The organism is Mycetocola sp. TRD_SC_2, from assembly GCF_055361225.1.
Genome location: NZ_CM143954.1, coordinates 1107442 through 1124586, shown reverse-complemented (window position 1 = coordinate 1124586; position 17145 = coordinate 1107442). Strand labels below are relative to the sequence as shown.

14 protein-coding genes are annotated in these 17145 nt (G+C 66.1%); 3 read left to right on the top strand and 11 right to left on the bottom strand.

All coding sequences use genetic code 11. The features are described from left to right. Nucleotides 1-474: 474 nt before the first annotated feature. A complete protein-coding gene (gene tyrS, locus ACWA1Q_RS05330) occupies nt 475-1770 on the bottom strand; it encodes a tyrosine--tRNA ligase (RefSeq protein ID WP_463760115.1) in 1296 nt (431 codons plus the stop codon). Nucleotides 1771-1887: 117 nt separating this feature from the next. Here tyrS and ACWA1Q_RS05325 point away from each other — a divergent pair, with 117 nt between their 5' ends. Both ACWA1Q_RS05325 and ACWA1Q_RS05320 read left to right on the top strand, forming a co-directional pair. Further along, nucleotides 1888-2526 carry a DNA-binding protein gene (locus ACWA1Q_RS05325; protein ID WP_463760114.1) on the top strand — a complete coding sequence of 213 codons (639 nt, stop codon included), beginning with the start codon at nt 1888-1890 and terminating at the stop codon, nt 2524-2526. 28 nt (nt 2527-2554) lie between these two features. Continuing rightward, the gene (locus ACWA1Q_RS05320; RefSeq protein ID WP_463760113.1) at nt 2555-3163 is read left to right on the top strand and encodes a hypothetical protein; all 609 of its coding nucleotides are present in this window, start codon (nt 2555-2557) and stop codon (nt 3161-3163) included. Nucleotides 3164-3372: 209 nt separating this feature from the next. Here ACWA1Q_RS05320 and ACWA1Q_RS05315 read toward each other — a convergent pair whose 3' ends face one another. The 10 genes from ACWA1Q_RS05315 to pnuC all read right to left on the bottom strand — a co-directional run bounded on the left by ACWA1Q_RS05315 (nt 3373) and on the right by pnuC (nt 15460). After that, nucleotides 3373-3966 (bottom strand): DNA-3-methyladenine glycosylase, encoded by a 594-nt coding sequence (locus ACWA1Q_RS05315; RefSeq protein WP_463760111.1) that lies wholly within the window; start codon nt 3964-3966, stop codon nt 3373-3375. A 3-nt stretch (nt 3967-3969) separates the two neighbouring features. After that, nucleotides 3970-5406, bottom strand: a complete 1437-nt coding sequence (gene argH / locus ACWA1Q_RS05310) for an argininosuccinate lyase (protein WP_463760110.1) — start codon at nt 5404-5406, stop codon at nt 3970-3972. 3 nt (nt 5407-5409) lie between these two features. Continuing rightward, a complete protein-coding gene (locus tag ACWA1Q_RS05305) occupies nt 5410-6609 on the bottom strand; it encodes an argininosuccinate synthase (protein WP_463760108.1) in 1200 nt (399 codons plus the stop codon). A gap of 66 nt (nt 6610-6675) precedes the next feature. Continuing rightward, nucleotides 6676-7599 carry an ornithine carbamoyltransferase gene (gene argF / locus ACWA1Q_RS05300; protein WP_463760107.1) on the bottom strand — a complete coding sequence of 308 codons (924 nt, stop codon included), beginning with the start codon at nt 7597-7599 and terminating at the stop codon, nt 6676-6678. Beyond that, a complete protein-coding gene (locus ACWA1Q_RS05295; protein ID WP_463760106.1) occupies nt 7596-8804 on the bottom strand; it encodes an acetylornithine transaminase in 1209 nt (402 codons plus the stop codon). Before ACWA1Q_RS05295 ends, argF begins: the two co-directional genes overlap by 4 nt. Then, nucleotides 8801-9706, bottom strand: a complete 906-nt coding sequence (argB, locus tag ACWA1Q_RS05290) for an acetylglutamate kinase (protein WP_463760104.1) — start codon at nt 9704-9706, stop codon at nt 8801-8803. Before argB ends, ACWA1Q_RS05295 begins: the two co-directional genes overlap by 4 nt. Nucleotides 9707-9711: 5 nt before the next feature. After that, nucleotides 9712-10863, bottom strand: coding sequence for a bifunctional glutamate N-acetyltransferase/amino-acid acetyltransferase ArgJ (gene argJ, locus ACWA1Q_RS05285; protein ID WP_463760103.1), 1152 nt, complete (start codon nt 10861-10863; stop codon nt 9712-9714). Next, complete coding sequence (argC, locus tag ACWA1Q_RS05280; protein ID WP_463760101.1) at nt 10860-11903, bottom strand: N-acetyl-gamma-glutamyl-phosphate reductase; 1044 nt, start codon at nt 11901-11903, stop codon at nt 10860-10862. The genes argJ and argC overlap by 4 nt, the downstream gene beginning before the upstream one ends. Nucleotides 11904-12121: 218 nt before the next feature. Beyond that, complete coding sequence (locus tag ACWA1Q_RS05275) at nt 12122-14644, bottom strand: DEAD/DEAH box helicase (protein ID WP_463760099.1); 2523 nt, start codon at nt 14642-14644, stop codon at nt 12122-12124. Nucleotides 14645-14770: 126 nt separating this feature from the next. Next, nucleotides 14771-15460, bottom strand: coding sequence for a nicotinamide riboside transporter PnuC (pnuC, locus tag ACWA1Q_RS05270; RefSeq protein WP_463760098.1), 690 nt, complete (start codon nt 15458-15460; stop codon nt 14771-14773). A gap of 64 nt (nt 15461-15524) precedes the next feature. On the opposite strand from pnuC, the gene ACWA1Q_RS05265 reads away from it, so the two are divergent. Beyond that, entirely contained in the window at nt 15525-17039 is a 1515-nt protein-coding gene (locus ACWA1Q_RS05265) for an SDR family NAD(P)-dependent oxidoreductase (protein ID WP_463760097.1), read from the top strand. The last annotated feature ends 106 nt before the right edge of the window (nt 17040-17145 follow it).

The following is a 17145-nucleotide window of genomic DNA, read 5'->3' as shown; positions in this document are numbered from 1 at the left end:
TAGGTGAAAGCACTGCGAGTTTGAAACTGACAGAACAAATCATTACTGACTTGCTTTGTTGTTTAAATGTTTTCCAAAGGAATCCGCGACTCGATCAAAAGATCAAGCCGACGGGTATTTGGCATTTGACATTGTGCACGCTGTTGAGTTCTCAAGGATCGGATGCTCCTGCTTTTCACCCTTCCGGGCTGCTCCGCAGGGCAACTTCTCTAGCCTAGCACCGATTTTCTCTTGTCTTGCACACGCTCCCGGACCGAAGTCCGAGTCTCGAGTACGAGAGAAATCCTGTGAAAGGATTCCCCACAAGAACCGGAATCCGAATAATTCGGGGCGATTCTTTTGTGGGGTTTGGTCCCGCATGAGGCCGGCGAGCTGTTCCGCTCTGCCGCACCTTTGGGGTGACGTGTGATTACTTTACGCACATCCCGGTACCCCCGCAAATTGCTCTTGCAGGCCGGGCGTGTCGCGCCCTTCTCAGGCCGGGAAGACGCCGGCGAGGGTCTTCTTGCCGCGGCGGAGAACCGCCACTCCCCCGGCCAGGGTCTGCTCGAGTACGGCGGAATCGTCGGCGACCTTCACGTTGTTCAGGTACACCCCACCCTGGGTGATCGCGCGACGGGCTTCTCCGAGACTCGACGTCAGGCCGGTGTCGACGAGCAACTGGGTGACGAGGGCACCAGCCGGAGCCGCGGTGTTCGGAAGTTCGCGCAGTGCGGCAGCGAGAGTGTCGGCGTCGAGAGCCTCCAGTTCCCCCTGCCCGAAGAGGGCAGCGGACGCAGCGATCGCGGCATCCGTTGCTTCAGCGCCGTGGACGAGTGAGGTGACCTCCCACGCGAGCCGCTTCTGCGCTTCACGACGGAAGGGCTCACTCGCCACTGCTTCTTCAAGCTGCTCGATCTCCGCGCGCGTGAGAAAGGTGAAAATCTTGAGGCGGGCGATCACATCGGCATCGTCGGAGTTGAGCCAGAACTGGTAGAACGCGTACGGGCTCGTCAGCTTGGGGTCGAGCCAGACCGCATTGCCCTCGCTCTTGCCGAACTTGGATCCGTCGGAGTTGGTGATGAGTGACGTGCCGATGGCGTGCGCGCTCTTGCCCTCAGCCTTGTGGATGAGATCGGTCCCGCTCGTCAGGTTGCCCCACTGGTCGCTGCCACCGGTCTGGAGTACGCACTCGTAGCTGCGGAACAGTTCGAGGAAGTCCATGCCCTGCAGGATCTGGTAGCTGAACTCGGTGTAGCTGATACCGGCTTCGGAGTTGAGGCGCGCGCTGACGGCATCCTTCTTGAGCATCGTGCCGACACGGAAGTACTTGCCGACGTCGCGAAGGAAGTCGATCGCCGAGAGCGGCGCCGTCCAGTCGAGGTTGTTGACGAGCCGGGCGGCGTTGTCACCCTCAAAGTCGAGGAAACGCGACACCTGGGCCTGGAGGTAGCCCACCCACTCCGCGACGGTGTCCGGAGTGTTGAGTGTCCGCTCCGCGGTCGGCCGCGGGTCACCGATCAAACCGGTCGATCCCCCGACGAGGCCGAGCGGCTTGTGGCCGGCGAGCTGAATGCGGCGCAGGAGCAACAGCTGCACGAGGTTCCCCAGGTGCAGACTTGGTGCCGTTGGGTCGAATCCGCAGTAGTACGTGATCGGCGGGCCAGCGAGCAGGGTCTTCAGCTCGGCGGCATCCGTTGAGACGTGAACGAGGCCGCGCCAAACGATCTCATCCCAGACGTCCTCGAACGACGGGTCATTGGACTGGGTCTTCACTGGGATCTGCGGCACGAAAGCAAGGGTATCAGCGCGCCAGAGGCTTGAGCCTCGGGGCTCACTCTTGACGATGTTTAGGGAATTGCCTAATATCGGGTGAGTTAGGTTCACAGCCTCAACAAAGGAGTGGGCATGTTCGTCATCACCGCCGACCAGGTGGACAGTCGCAATCAGCCGGACCGAGCGGCATCCGTTCTCGACCGCCTCAACGGAACTCGAGGACCGAGCCTCGTCCTGCCCGCCGATCGCACCGCGGGCGATGAGATCCAGATCCTTCCCGCCACCGCCGAGGACACCCTCGCGATCGTCCTCGAATTGACGCGCGAAGACGCGTGGAGCGTCGGGGTCGGCATCGGCCCGGCCCGGCTCCCACTCCCCCGCGCCACACGCGAAGCCACCGGTGAGGCGTTCTTCGCAGCCCGGGATGCCGTCACGCGCGCGAAAAAGTCCCAGACCCGTTTCGCGCTCTCCCGCGCTGGCGAAGAATCCGGTGAGGGAATCCGCGGCGCGGACGTCGAGGCACTCATCTCTCTCCTGCTCGTGCTTCGTGAGCGGAGGACAGACGGCGGCTGGGAACTGTACGACCTGCTCAACACGGGTCTCACGCAGTCGGAATCCGCAGACAAGCTCGGGATCACCGCGGGCGCCGCCAGTCTGCGGGCGCGAGCCGCAGGCATCCGTGTCGAACGGGCGTCGTCGGAGGCCCTTGTTAGGCTTCTCGACACGGTCAACCGCTCGGCCGATCCGGCTTCGGCCGGCTCACCGGAGTAACGGCCGAACACAACCGCGAGGAGACGATGTGAGCCCGATCACCGGAGCACTTCCGATCACGCTGTACTGGATCGCCGTCCTGGTGCTCGCAGCCGGTTGCCTCGCCACCATCGGAATCGCCCACTGGCAGCGCAAGAACAAGATCATCGCCATCGCCGCGTCTCTGCTGGCGGTCGACCTCGTTCTGGTCGCGCTTCCGTCGCCGGAGTCACCGCTCGGCGTGACTATCGCCCTCGGCATCCTCTCGATCTCGATCGCTGTCCTCGGCGGCGGAATCGCGACGACATACGTGCTCAAGCTCGCGACGCGCGGACTCGTGCGGCCCGGGTTGTTCGGCGGCATCATCGTGACGGAACCCAATCGCACCGCCGGCGGCGCACTGCGCGCGAATGCCGGGGAGCAGCACGAGGTGCTCCGCGGCGGGCGGACTATCGGATACCTCGAACGCTTCGCCGTTGCCGCGACGCTCATGGCGGGGTTCGCCGAGGCCATCGCCGTGATCATCGCCATCAAGGGCGTTGGCCGGTTCACCGAACTGGAGGCGGCAGAAGCGCGCGAGCGGTTCATCATCGGAACCTTCGCGAGCCTCATCTGGGCGGCATCGAGTGCCGCGCTGTTCCATTTCGCGCTGAACTAGCGCTGCTGGAGCGGGTCGGCCGCCTCGAATCGCCGCACTTTGTCGCTTTCGCGCGTCAAGCGCGCCGAATCACCAAACTATGTCGCTCCGCTGCTGCGGGAACAGCGTTTTGCGGTGACTCGACGTCGATCGGTCCCAAAGGGTCACCGAACCCGGGCACGAACGACCCTTCGGGACCGATCGACCGATCGAGCCGACACGACACCGGCTCACGCCTTCGGGTGTTTCTTGTACGGCGACACCGACGCCTCGCCCGGCATCCAGAACCGCCACGGCAGATCCGCTCCCCCGGCAAGTCCGGTGCGAGGTCCGGTGAGGTAGTCGACGGATACCGCCGGCCGTTCGAGCGAGAACGGCGGCGCGAACAGGTCGCTCCCGTCATCGGTCAGGCTGATGCCGAGCGCGACGACGAGCCGGGCTGGCCCCTGCGCGAGGTCGCGGTCGGACTTCGACGTGGTCCGCCGCTGGCGCGCGAGGTCGATTCCCTCGACCACTTCACCCGCACGGATCAGACACCCGGATGCTTCGCCCTCGGGCGAGCAGACGATGTTGGCGCACACATGCATCCCGTAGGTGAAGTAGCAATACAGGTGACCCGGTTCTCCGAACATGCTCGCGTTGCGTTTGGTCTTACCGCGGAAGGCATGCGAGCCGGGGTCGAGACCCTGACCGACATACGCTTCGACCTCGGTGATGCGCACCGCAACGGTTCCGGCATCCGTGGTGTGCCGCAGCACCGCACCGAGCAGAAATGGAGCAACCTCGAGCGCTGGACGCTCCAGGAACGCGCGGTCGAACGTCACGGTCTAGGCGCGGAGAGCCGACGCCAGTACCCGGACCCGCTCGGTCAGCGCGATGCGCTGCTCGGCGACCCGCTCAGGAGCGGTTCCGCCGACGCCGTTGCGCGACGCGATCGACCCGGCAACGGTGAGCACCTCGCGCACCGCCGGAGTGAGGTGCGGCGAGAGTCCGGCGAGGTCTGCATCGGATGGTTCGTGAAGCTCGAGTCCGCGTTCCTCGCAGAACTGCACGAGTTCACCCGAGATCTCATGGGCGTCACGGAACGCAACACCCTGCCGCACGAGCCACTCAGCCACATCGGTGGCGAGAGAGAATCCCTGGGGCGCGAGGAGCGCCATCCGTTCGGTGTTGAAGCGCAGCGTCGCGACCATTCCGGTGAATGCGGGCAGAAGGACCTCGAGCTGTTCGACGGTGTCGAACACGGGCTCTTTGTCTTCCTGCAGGTCACGGTTGTATGCGAGCGGAAGCCCTTTGAGCGTCGCGAGCAGTCCGGTGAGGTTGCCGATGAGACGCCCGGACTTTCCTCGGGCCAGTTCGGCGATGTCGGGGTTCTTCTTTTGCGGCATGATGCTCGAGCCGGTCGAATAGCCGTCGTCGAGGGTCACGAAGTCGAACTCGCGCGTGTTCCAGACGATGATCTCTTCGGCGAACCGAGACAGGTTGATGCCGATGAGCGATGTGACGAACGCGAACTCGGCCACGACATCCCGGCTGGCGGTGGCGTCGATCGAGTTCTCGGTCGGCCGGTCGAGTCCCAGTTCGGATGCCACGAGCTGCGGGTCGAGGCCAAGCGAGCTTCCAGCAAGCGCACCGGCGCCGTATGGCGATGCCGACGCCCGCTTCGTCCAGTCCGCGAGCCGTTCCAGATCCCGCACCAGCGGCCACGCGTGCGCCATCAGGTGGTGTGCGAGGAGAACGGGTTGCGCGTGCTGGAGGTGGGTCCGCCCCGGCATGGGAGCATCGCCGTGCACTTCGGCCTGGGATGCGATCGCGTCGATGAGCTGCACGACCATGTGCCCGATCAGCCGTGAGTGGTCGATCAGATACAGCCGCACGAGCGTCGCGATCTGGTCGTTCCTGCTCCGCCCGGCGCGAAGCTTGCCGCCGAGTTCGGCGCCCGCCCGTTCGATGAGCGCTCGCTCCAGCGCGGAGTGCACGTCTTCGTCTGATTCCGCAGCGGTGACGACACCGGATGCCACGTCATCCTTCAGGCGTGCCAGTGCGTCGAGCATCGCCTCGAGTTCGACCTCGCTGAGATACCCGGCTGAGGCGAGTGCCTTGGCGTGCGCCCGCGACCCGGCGATGTCGTATGCGGCGAGCTGCCAGTCGAACTGCGTCGACTTGCTCAGCCGGGAGAGCTCGGGTGACGGTCCGCTGGCGAAGCGGCCGCCCCAGAGTGCGCCCGCCTCACCGGCGCGGTTGTCGTTGCCGTCACCCGACATGCTCTACTCCTGACCTGCGTCGCGGCGCGCCGAGATCTTGCTCGGCAGCGACCACAGCTCGATGAAGCCCTTGGCCAGGGACTGGTCGAAGGTGTCACCGGTGTCGTAGGTGGCGAGGTTGAAGTCGTACAGGCTCGAGTCGCTCTTGCGACCGGTCACGACGGCGCTGCCTGCGGCAAGCTTCAGGCGGATGTCGCCGGAGACGTGCTTCTGGGTCTCGTCGATGAAGACGTCGAGCGCCTTCTTGAGACCGGAGAACCAGAGACCGTCGTAGACGAGCTCGGCCCACTTGGACTCGACGGTGCGCTTGTACCTGGCGAGGTCGCGCTCGATGGTCATGTTCTCGAGCTCTTCGTGCGCCGTGATGAGTGCGATGCCCGCCGGGGACTCGTAAACCTCACGGCTCTTGATGCCGACGAGGCGGTCCTCGACGATGTCGATGCGGCCGACACCCTGGTCACCGGCGATGCGGTTCATCAGTTCGACGGCTTCGAGCGGCGTGATCGGCTTGCCGTCGTATGCGACGGGGATTCCCTGGTCGAAGGTGATGACGACCTCGACCGGAGGACCGGCATCCGCGGGGTTCTTCGTGTAGGTGTAGAGGTCCTCGATCGGAGCGTTCCACGGGTCCTCGAGGAATCCGGTCTCGACGGCACGGCCCCACACGTTCTGGTCGATCGAGTACGGGCTCTTCTTCGACTGGGCGATCGGCAGGTTGTGCTGCTCGGCGTAGACGATGGCCTTGTCGCGGGTGAGGGCGAGGTCACGGACGGGCGCGATGCTCGTCAGGTCTGGTGCGAGCGCGGCAACAGCGGCTTCGAACCGAACCTGGTCGTTTCCCTTGCCGGTGCAGCCGTGGGCGACGCTGTTCGCGCCGAGTTCCTTGGCTGTCGATGCGAGGTACTTGGCGATCAGCGGACGGCTCAGCGCCGAGACCAGCGGGTAGCGCTTCTGGTAGAGCGCGTTGGCCTTGAGCGCCGGCATGAGGTAGTCGCTCGCGAACTCCTCGCGGGCGTCGACGACGACGGACTCGACGGCGCCGCAGTCGAGGGCGCGCTGACGGATGACCTCCATGTCCTCGCCCTCCTGACCGACGTCAATTGCGAGGGCGACGACCTCTTTGCCCGTGGCATCCTTCAGCCAGCCGATTCCCACCGAGGTGTCCAGGCCGCCTGAGTATGCGAGTACGACGCGTTCCGCCATGAAGTTCTTCTCCTTGATTGCTTGTGAAATAAGTGTAGTGACGCCGACTGGTGCCGGCTGCGCCGGTCAGGCGCGTTCGAGCAGCCAGGTCAGCAGTGCTTTCTGGGCGTGGAGGCGGTTCTCCGCCTCGTCCCAGATGATCGACTGCTGGCCGTCGATGACATCGGCCGTGACCTCGAAGCCGCGGTCGGCGGGGAGGCAGTGCATGAACACCGCGTCCGGTCGCGCGAGTTCCATCATCGATGCGTCGACCCGGTACGGGCCGAGCACAGCGACGCGCGCTGCCTTCTCCTCTTCCTTGCCCATCGACACCCAGGTGTCGGTGACGAGGATGTCGCTTCCCGTCGCCGCCTCGCGGGCGTCGGTGAAGAGCGCGATCGAGCCGCCCGTCGTCGCGGCGATGGCCGTGGCATCCGCGACGACCTCGTCGTTCGGCGTGAAGCCCTCGGGTGAGGCAACGCGCACGTGCATGCCGGCGGTTGCGCCGGCGAGCAGGTAGGACTGCGCCATGTTGCAGGCGCCGTCCCCGACGAAGGTGAGAGTGAGACCGGCGAGGGCGCCCTTGTGTTCACGGATGGTGAGCAGGTCGGCGAGCAGCTGGCAGGGGTGGAAGTCGTCGGAGAGCGCGTTGACGACGGGAACCGTTGTGCCCTGCGCCATCTCCTCGAGCCCGGCCTGGCCGTAAGTGCGCCAGACGATGGCGGCGACCTGGCGTTCGAGCACGCGGGCGGTGTCGGCCGCGGTCTCCTTGCCTCCGAGCTGGCTCGATGCCGTGGAGATGATGAGCGGAACGCCACCGAGGTCGGCGATGCCGACGGCGAATGAGACCCGGGTCCGGGTGGACGACTTGTCGAAGATGACGGCGACGGTCTGCGGACCCTCGAGCGGGCGACGGCTGAACCGGTCCTTTTTCAGCTCAATCGCGAGGTCGAGGATCTCCGACTGCTCAGCGGGGCTGAGGTCGTCGTCGCGCAGGAAGTGTCTGGTCACAAGGTTCCTTCGTTCGGGGTACCGGCCGCGAGGCGAGCGAGGGCGGCGGTGAAGCGTTCGGTGAACACCCGCACCTCGTCGTCCCCGACAATGAGGGGCGGGGCGATGCGGATGGTGGTCGGGTTCGGCGCGTTGATGATGAGGCCGACGTCGAGGGCGGCGCGCACGAGGTCCGCGGCGACCGGTTCGGCGAGGGCGATGCCGAGCAGAAGTCCCCTGCCCCGCACACCGGTGATCAGTGGAGATCCGATCGCGAGGATGAGCTCGCGAAGCTGGTTCCCGCGCGCCCGGGCGTTCTCGACGAATCCGGACGCTTCGATCTCACCGAGGACGGCGTTCGCAGTAGCCGTCGCGAGCGGGTTGCCGCTGAACGTGCTGCCGTGCTTGCCGGGGGTGAACAGGGCGGATGCCTCGCCGAAGGTCACAAGGGCGCCGATCGGGAAACCGCCGCCCATCCCCTTTGCGAGCGTGATGGCATCCGGGACGATTCCGGCGCGCTGGAAGGCGAACCAGTCGCCGGTGCGGCCGGCACCGGTCTGGACCTCGTCGAGGATCAGCAAGGCGCCGAACTGCTCGGTCAGCTCACGGGCCCGGGCGAGGTAGCCGTCGGGGAGTTCGACGACGCCGGCCTCCCCCTGGATCGGTTCGACGATCAGCGCGGCGACCGTCTCGTCGATCGCCGCCTCGAGCGCGTCGAGAGAAACGTCGATATGGGTGACGCCGCCGGGCAGCGGGGCGAAGTCGGTCTGGATCGCCGGTTTGCCGGTCAGCGCGAGGGCGCCCATGGTGCGGCCGTGGAACGACCCGTTGAGGGCGAGGATCCGCGTGCGCGCGCCGCCGCCGGAGTTGAGACGGGCGAGCTTGAACGCTGCCTCGTTGGCTTCGGCGCCGGAGTTGGAGAAGTAGACCCGGCCCTGTTCGCCCGCCCCGGTGAGGCGTTTCAGCCGGGCGGCGAGTTCGAGCTGGGGTGGTGTGACGAAGTAGTTCGACACGTGGATCAATTCGGCGGCCTGCCTGCTGATGGCGTCGACCATCACCGGGTGGGAGTGGCCGAGCGCGTTCACGGCGATGCCGCCAAGAAAGTCGAGGTATTCGGTACCGTCGGCACCCCAGACGTAACATCCGGAGCCCCGAACGAGCATCGCCTGCGGCTCGCCGAACACCTGCATCATGTCGGTGGCCGCCGCTGTGGTCCAGTCACTCATGATTCGTCCTCGACAACCTGGGTTCCGATGCCCTGCTGGGTGAACACCTCGAGCAGGAGAGAGTGCTCCAACCGCCCGTCGATGATCGCGGCGTTGAACACGCCACCGTCCACTGCTTCGAGACACGCGGTCATCTTCGGGATCATGCCCGATTCGAGCGACGGCAACAGGTCACGCAGTTCGCTCGCGGTGATGACCGACACGAGCGAGTCGCGGTTCGGCCAGTCACTGTACAGCCCGGCGACGTCGGTGAGGATGAGGAATTTGTCGGCTTGGAGGGCGACGGCGAGAGCGGATGCCGCGGCATCCGCGTTCACGTTGAGCACCTGGCCAGCGAAGTCTCCGTCCGGCGCGATGGAGGAGATGACCGGGATACGGCCCGCGTCGATGGCCGCGTGCACGACGTCGGGGGTGACCGCGACGACGTCGCCGACGAGACCGAGGTCGACGATTTCGCCGTCGATCTCGACGCCGCGCTTCTTGCCGGTGAAGAGTGACGAGTCCTCGCCGCTCAACCCGACGGCGAAGTCGCCGTGCTCGTTGATGGCGTCAACGAGTTCGCGGTTCACCTCACCGCGAAGCACGTCGCGGACGACGGTCATCGCTTCGGGAGTGGTGACGCGGTAACCGCCGCGGAATTCGCTCTCGATGCCGAGTTCATTCAGGCGTGCGGAGATCTGCGGGCCTCCCCCGTGCACAACGACGGGCTTGAGGCCGGCATGGCGAAGGAAGACCATGTCTTCGGCGAACGCGCGGGTGAGTTCGGGGCTCACCATGGCGTTGCCGCCGAACTTCACGACGGCGATCGCTCCGTGATAGCGCTTGAGCCAGGGCAGGGCTTCGATGAGGACGGCGGCCTTGGCGATGGCTTCGGCGGTGGATGCGGGGATGACGGTGGCCATGGCGATCAGCTCGAGTACGCGCTGTTCTCATGCACGTAGTCGTGCGTGAGGTCGTTGGTCATGATGGTGGCCGATTCAGTGCCCTCGTGCAGTTCGATGAGCACGTGGACGGCGCGACCGGTGAGGTCGACGAGGTCGCGTGACTGGTCGGGCGCTCCGGCGTGGCAGACGCGGACGCCGTTCATGCTCACGTCGACGGCGTAAGGGTCGAACGGTGCTGTCGTGGTTCCGATCGCCGCGAGGACGCGTCCCCAGTTGGGGTCGTTGCCGAAGACCGCTGCCTTGAAGAGGTTGTTCCTGGCGACCGAGCGCCCTACTTCGACGGCGTCGTCTTCGGTCACGGCACCGACGACCTCGATGGTGATGTCGTGGGACGCGCCCTCGGCATCCGTCTGGAGCTGGCGGGCGAGGTCGAGGCAGATCTCGCGGAGGCCATGGGCGAATTCGTCAGCGTCCGGTTCGACGCCGGATGCACCGGAGGCGAGGATCGACACCTGGTCGTTGGTCGACATGCAGCCGTCTGAGTCGAGCCGGTCGAAGCTCATCCTGGTCGCAGCACGGAGGGCGCTGTCGAGCTGGTCTGATGCGACATCCGCGTCGGTGGTCAGGACGACGAGCATCGTTGCGAGGCCCGGAGCGAGCATCCCCGCCCCCTTCGCCATTCCTCCGATAACCCAGCCGTTTCCCTCGAAGACCGCGGTCTTCGGGTGGCTGTCGGTGGTGAGGATGGCCTCGGCCGCGCCGGCGCCGCCGTTCGCGCTGAGTTCTGCGGCGACGGTGGCGACGCCGGGCAGGAGCTTGTCACGGTCGAGCTGTTCGCCGATGAGCCCAGTGGAACAGACGAGCACATCACCGGCGGAAATATCGAGCGCGGTCGCGACGGCTTCGGCGGTGGCGTGGGTGGTCTGGAACCCCTGCGTGCCAGTGAAGCAGTTCGCGCCGCCGGAGTTCAGGACGATCGCGCTGACCGTTCCATCGGCGATGACCTGCTTCGACCAGATAATCGGGTTGGCAAGCGCGCGGTTGCTGGTGAAGACGGCGGCGGAGGCCGCCCCTGGTCCACGGTTCACGACGAGGGCGAGGTCCTTGCCGCCAGACGCCTTGAGACCGATGGCGATGCCGGCCGCTTCGAAACCCTGTGCTGCTGTGACGCTCATGGTGCGACTCCGTTCACCGGAAGACCGGTCGATTCCTCGATGCCGAGGGCGATGTTGGCGGATTGGATGGCAGCCCCTGCGGTGCCCTTGGCGAGGTTGTCGACGGCGGTGACGACGACCACGCGGCCGGCGGCTTCGTCGACGGAAAGTCCCATCAGCATGGTGTTGGCACCGAGAACGTCGGCGGTGCGCGGGAACTCCCCTTCCGGCAGCAGCTGCACGAAGGTCTCGTCTCCGTAGGCGTCCTGCCAGGCCGCGCGGACGGCATCTGCACTCGTTCCCGGCACGATGCGCGCGGTCGAGGTCGCGAGGATGCCGCGGGACATCGGCACGAGGACGGGGGTGAACGAGATGCTCACGTCTGTTGCCCCAGCGCCGCGCAGGCCCTGCGCGATCTCGGGGATGTGCCGGTGGGTTCCCCCGACGGCGTACGGGTTCGCGGAGCCGAGGATCTCGGCGGCGAGGAGGTTCGTCTTGAGCGCCTTGCCCGCACCGGAGGGGCCGACGGCGAGGACGCTGACGATATCGGCCGGCTCGATCACCCCGGCGGCGATACCGGGTGCGAGCGAGAGGGCGACGGTGCTCGCGTTGCAGCCCGGTGCGGCGATGCGTCGAACCCCGGCGAGGTGTTCGCGCTGTTTCGAGCCGCCGACGAGGAGTTCGGGGACCCCGTAGGCCCAGGCGCCGAAGTAGTCTCCGCCGTAAAACGCGGCCCAGTCGGCCTCGCTCGCGAGCCGGTGGTCGGCGCCGCAGTCGACGACGAGGGTGTTCTCGTCGAGTTGTGCCGTTACCTCACCCGATTTGCCGTGCGGCAGGGCGAGGAACACGACGTCGTGACCGGAGAGGTTCTCGGGCGTCGTCTCGGTGAGGGTGAGGTGCGCGAGGGAGCGCAGGTGTGGCTGGACGGATGCCAGCGGCTGGCCCGCGTTGGAATGCGCGGTCACGGTGCGGATGTCGAACTGGGGGTGTGCCGCGAGCAAACGCAGCAGCTCTCCCCCGGCGTAACCGGATGCACCGGCTACGGCTACAGAAAAGGACATGGCTCTACCTTATTGAGAAACGATCGTGGGAGAGTTCGGCGGCGCTTGTCGGAGTCGTGCGGTGCACTCCTCGCCCGGCGTCGCCTATCGTCGCTCTGAGGTACGGCGTCGACGCAGGCTGCACGGGGTGAAACCCTGTGCGAAAACACTGCTGTCGGAGATGGCCATGAGTCGACTGTAGCCGCACCGCAGCGGCATCCGCCAATCGGCCCTCGTTCTCAGAGCCGGTTGACGCCCGTGACGCTGACGACGGCGAAGCCCTGTTCGTCGGATTCGGCGAGGTCGATCTCGGCGCTGATTCCCCAGTCGTGGTCTCCGGCCGGGTCGTCGAGGATCTGTCGCGCGGTCCAGACCGGGCCGCTCTCGTCGAGGATCAGCAGATCCGAACTCCGGGCGTCTGGCCCGGTGAGGATCTGGTCGTACTCCTCGAAGTAGCCGTCGAGCGAGTCCGCCCAGCGGTCGGCGTCGAATCCGGATGCCGCGTCGAGCTCCCCGAGGGCGTCGTAGTCCTCGAGGGCCGCAAGCTGCACCCGGCGGAACAATTCGTTGCGCACGAGGATGCGGAACGCGCGCGTGTTGCCGGTGAGGCGTTTCGGTGCCGGCGGCACGATGGCCTCCGCCTGCTCGGCGTGCTTCGTGGCATCCGGGTGGCTGAGTTCCTCCCACTCGTCGAGGAGGCTCGAGTCGACCTGACGGACGAGTTCGCCGAGCCACTCGATGAGGTCGAGGAGGTCTTCGGTTTTGGCGTCGTCGGGAATCGTCTGCCGGGCGGCCCGGTAGGCGTCGGAGAGGTAGCGGAGCACGACACCCTCGGAGCGGGCGAGTTTGTAGAAGGCGATGAATTCGCCGAACGACATCGCGCGCTCGTACATGTCGCGCACGATCGACTTGGGGCTGAGCTCGAAGTCGCGGATCCACGGCTGGTGTGCGCTGTAGGTCTCGAAGGTGACGGTGAGGAGTTCTTCGAGCGGTTTCGGGTGGGTGATCTGCTCGAGGAGTTCCATCCGCTGGTCGTACTCGATTCCCTCCGACTTCATCGCGGCGACGGCTTCACCCCGCGCGAGGAACTGCTGCGGGCTGAGCACGGCGCGTGGGTTGTCGAGGGTCGCCTCGACGATGGAGATCATGTCGAGGGCGTAGCCGGGGTCCTCCGGGTCGAGCAGTTCGAACGCGGCGAGCGCGAACGGCGACAGCGGCTGGTTGAGCGCAAAGTTGGGCTGCAGGTCGACGGTGAGGCGGATGGTTCCGTCTGCGGACTGTTCGACGATCCCCGATTCACGGAGGGTGCGGTAGATCCCGAGGGCACGGCGAGCGAGTTCGAGCTGTCGTTTCCACGGTTCGTGGTTGTCGAAGACGAGGTCGTGGACGTGCTGGTACACGTCTCCCCCACGCCCGATCACGTTGATGAGCATCGCGGAGGTGATCTGCATGCTCGAGGTCAGCGTCTCCGGTTCAGCGGCGACGATGCGCTGGAAGGACGGCTCACCCCACGAGACGAATCCCTCCGGCGCCTTCTTGCGGATGATCTTGCGCTTCTTCTTCGGGTCGTCGCCGGCCTTCTTGATGGCGTTGAGGTTCTCGGTCTCGTGCTCGGGAGCCTGCACGACGACGGTTCCCGCTGTGTCGAACCCGGCGCGGCCGGCCCGCCCAGCGATCTGGTGGAATTCGCGTGCCTTGAGCTGTCGCATCCGTGTTCCGTCGTATTTGGTGAGCGCGGTGAACAGCACCGTGCGGATCGGAACGTTGATGCCGACGCCGAGGGTGTCCGTTCCGCAAATGACCCGCAGGTACCCGCGCTGCGCGAGTTGCTCGACGAGCCGCCGGTACTTCGGCAGCATGCCGGCGTGGTGCACCCCGATCCCCGCGCGGATCAGCCGTGAGAGTGTCTTGCCGAAGCTCGTCGTGAAGCGGAATTCGCCGATCAACTCGGCGATGACATCCCGCTGTTCCCGGGTGGCGACTTTCATGCTCGACATCGACTGCGCGCGTTCCATCGCGGCGGCCTGCGAGAAATGCACGATGTAGACGGGCGCCTGCCCCGTGGTGAGCAGTTCCTCCACCGTCTCGTGGACGGGCGTCGTCTCGTAGTAGAAGTGCAGCGGCACCGGCCGGTCAACACCGGTGACGAGCGCTGTCTCGCGCCCGGTGCGTCGCGTGAGGTCTTCGGCGAGCGCCGTCACGTCACCGAGGGTCGCCGACAGCAGGATGAACTGCACCCTCGGCAGGCTCAGGAGCGGAACCTGCCAGGCCCAGCCACGCTCCGGATCGGCGTAGAAGTGGAACTCGTCCATGACGACCTGGTCGACCTCGGTGTCCTCGCCGTTGCGGAGGGCGAGGTTCGCGAGGATCTCCGCTGTGCAGCAGATGATCGGTGCGTCGGCGTTGACCGACGAGTCCCCGGTCATCATGCCGACGTTCTCGGCGCCGAACACGTCGACGAGCGCGAAGAACTTCTCACTGACGAGCGCCTTGATCGGCGCGGTGTAGAAGCTGCGCTTGCCGGCGACGAGGGCGGCGAAGTGTGCGCCGATCGCGACGAGGGACTTTCCTGTTCCCGTCGGGGTACTGAGCACGAGGTTCTGCCCGGACACGATCTCGATGATCGCCTCATCCTGTGCCGGATACAGACGGATGCCGGTGGCGTCGACCCACGCGGAGAACGCGTCGTAGACGGCATCCGCTTCGATCGAAGTGCCGAGGCTCGAGCGGAGGGCGTGCGGGTCGAGCTTCGGTGAGGTCATGGTCCTTCGATCATGCCTTACTCAGTGGGTTTCGCTGATCGAGTGCGAAGCGTATCGAGATTCCCGGGTCTCGATACTCTCGCTGCGCGAGCTACTCGACCAACGGGTCACGGACCAGCAGGAGCGTCAGCGCTTGACGGTCGGATCAGGGAACGCCGTCTCGATCGTGAGTGAGTTCTTCTTTTGCACCCGCATCCAGATGAAGAAGCCGACGAGCGTGAACCCGCCGTAGAAGAGATACAGCAGAGCGGAGGCGTAGTACCCGGCGCTGACCAGCAGCGGCACGCCGACGATGTCGACCGCGATCCAGATCAGCCAGAACTCGACCCAGCCCTTGGCCATGCCGTAGGTGGCGAGGAGGGAGCCCATGAAGATCCATGCGTCTGCCCACACCGGTTCAAATGAGCCCAGCGCCCGGAAGACCGGGATGAGCACGAGGGTTCCGCCGAAGAGACCGAGGATCAGGAAGAACCGGGCCTTGTTCGACGCCCAGTGCGGGGTCACCGCCGTGTGCTTCTCGGAGTTGCGGCTCTGCCGCCACTGCACCCAGCCGTAGATCGAGACGATGATGAACATGACCTGGCGTCCGGCCTGGCCGAGGAGGTTCACCGGGTTGGGTGTTCCGAAGACAGCACCGAGGAACACCGTGAACAGCATCACGTTGCCGACGATCCCGACCGGCCACGCCCACACCTTGCGGCGCATCCCGCCGACGGCGCTGGCCATGCCGAACCCGTTACCGAGGATCTCTCGCCAGAGGATTGTCTGGTCGCCGATCACCAGTTGCGCGTCGAAGAGCCACTCGATCGGGTTCATGCCCCCCATCATTCCACCCCGGCGCACGGCTGGAGCCCAGATGTCCTCGGGTAGAATCGCCCAAATGACCGCCGCCACATCGACACCCGCTCCCGCCGGCGACGGGATCGACCCCTCAGACCTCGAGACCACTCTCCGCGTCCTCTCCTCGATGAACACTCTCGACGAAGAGCACCCGGACTACGTCACCGTCCGCCGCGCGACCGCCGCCATGTTCAAGGCTGTCAAGCGCACCCGCCGCCGGGAACTGCGCGACACCATCGCCAACGCCGACAAGGCGGTCATCGCGGCCACCGCCACCGGGGCATCCGATCGCATCGACGATGAGACGCGTGGCATTCCGCTCGCGACGACGGTCGAGGCGCCGACGGCCGGCGAGCTGCTCAAGCCACGCAACTGTTACATCTGCAAGCAGCCGTACACGCTCGTCGACGCGTTCTACCACCAGCTCTGCCCGGACTGTGCCCGGTTCAGTCACGGCAAGCGCGATGCCCGGACGGATCTCACCGGCAAGCGAGCGCTGCTCACCGGTGGTCGCGCGAAGATCGGCATGTACATCGCGCTGCGCCTGCTGCGCGACGGTGCGCATACGACGATCACGACGCGGTTCCCGCGGGATGCCATCCGCCGCTTCGCGTCGCTCCCCGACTCTGCCGACTGGCTGCACCGGCTCCGTGTCGTCGGCATCGACCTGCGTGACCCCGCCCAGGTGATCGGCCTCGCCGACTCCGTCGCCGCCCAGGGTCCGCTCGACATCCTCATCAACAACGCGGCACAGACCGTGCGCCGCACTGCCGGTTCGTACTCACTGCTCGCGGATGCCGAACTGCAGCCGCTCCCTGACGGTCCTCTCCCCGAGATGGAGACCTTCGGGCACACCGCCGATCAGCACCCGGAGGCTCTGGCCGCGTCGGTCGCCGCTCATCCGCTGCTCTCTGTCGCGTCGCTCGCCGGGACGGTTGCCGAGGCCGGCTCCCCCGCTCTCACCGCCGCTGACCTCGCGAACCTCGCCATGGCGCCCGGTTCGTCATCGCTCGCGAAGCACGCCGACGGCACCGCGATCGACGCCGGCGGGCTCGTCCCCGACCTGCAGACCACGAACAGCTGGGTGCAGAACATCGAGCACGTCGACCCACTCGAGATGCTCGAGGTGCAGTTGTGCAACACGACAGCGCCGTTCCTGCTGATCAGCCGCCTGCGTCCGTCGATGGCTGCATCCTCCGCCCACCGTAAGTACGTCGTCAACGTGTCGGCGATGGAGGGCCAGTTCTCCCGCCGGTACAAGGGCCCGGGGCATCCGCACACCAACATGGCCAAAGCCGCGCTCAACATGCTCACGCGCACGAGCGCCGGAGAGATGCTCGAGACCGATGGCATCCTCATGACCGCTGTTGACACCGGCTGGATCACCGACGAGCGCCCGCACCCGACGAAGGTACGGCTCGCTGAGGAAGGCTTCCACGCCCCACTCGACCTCGTCGACGGCGCCGCTCGGGTCTACGACCCGATCGTGCGCGGAGAGGCGGGCGAGGACCTCTTCGGATGCTTCCTCAAGGACTACAAGCCGGGCGCCTGGTAGAAACCAGCAGCTCCGCCGAAGAACTCCCCCACGGCTCGGCGATCGGCCTCAAATTCAGGAGATCGTCGCGACACGCCGTGCTGAGAGCGCTCTCGAACGGCGTGTC

What these genes read in the sequence shown, in the direction of transcription:
- ACWA1Q_RS05325 (WP_463760114.1), top strand. Translation starts at nt 1,888, where the DNA reads ATGTTCGTCATCACCGCCGACCAGGTGGACAGTCGCAATCAGCCGGAC.
- argH (WP_463760110.1), bottom strand. Translation starts at nt 5,406, where the DNA reads ATGTCGGGTGACGGCAACGACAACCGCGCCGGTGAGGCGGGCGCACTC.
- ACWA1Q_RS05305 (WP_463760108.1), bottom strand. Translation starts at nt 6,609, where the DNA reads ATGGCGGAACGCGTCGTACTCGCATACTCAGGCGGCCTGGACACCTCG.
- ACWA1Q_RS05295 (WP_463760106.1), bottom strand. Translation starts at nt 8,804, where the DNA reads ATGAGTGACTGGACCACAGCGGCGGCCACCGACATGATGCAGGTGTTC.
- argB (WP_463760104.1), bottom strand. Translation starts at nt 9,706, where the DNA reads ATGGCCACCGTCATCCCCGCATCCACCGCCGAAGCCATCGCCAAGGCC.
- argJ (WP_463760103.1), bottom strand. Translation starts at nt 10,863, where the DNA reads ATGAGCGTCACAGCAGCACAGGGTTTCGAAGCGGCCGGCATCGCCATC.
- argC (WP_463760101.1), bottom strand. Translation starts at nt 11,903, where the DNA reads ATGTCCTTTTCTGTAGCCGTAGCCGGTGCATCCGGTTACGCCGGGGGA.
- ACWA1Q_RS05275 (WP_463760099.1), bottom strand. Translation starts at nt 14,644, where the DNA reads ATGACCTCACCGAAGCTCGACCCGCACGCCCTCCGCTCGAGCCTCGGC.
- pnuC (WP_463760098.1), bottom strand. Translation starts at nt 15,460, where the DNA reads ATGAACCCGATCGAGTGGCTCTTCGACGCGCAACTGGTGATCGGCGAC.
- ACWA1Q_RS05265 (WP_463760097.1), top strand. Translation starts at nt 15,525, where the DNA reads ATGACCGCCGCCACATCGACACCCGCTCCCGCCGGCGACGGGATCGAC.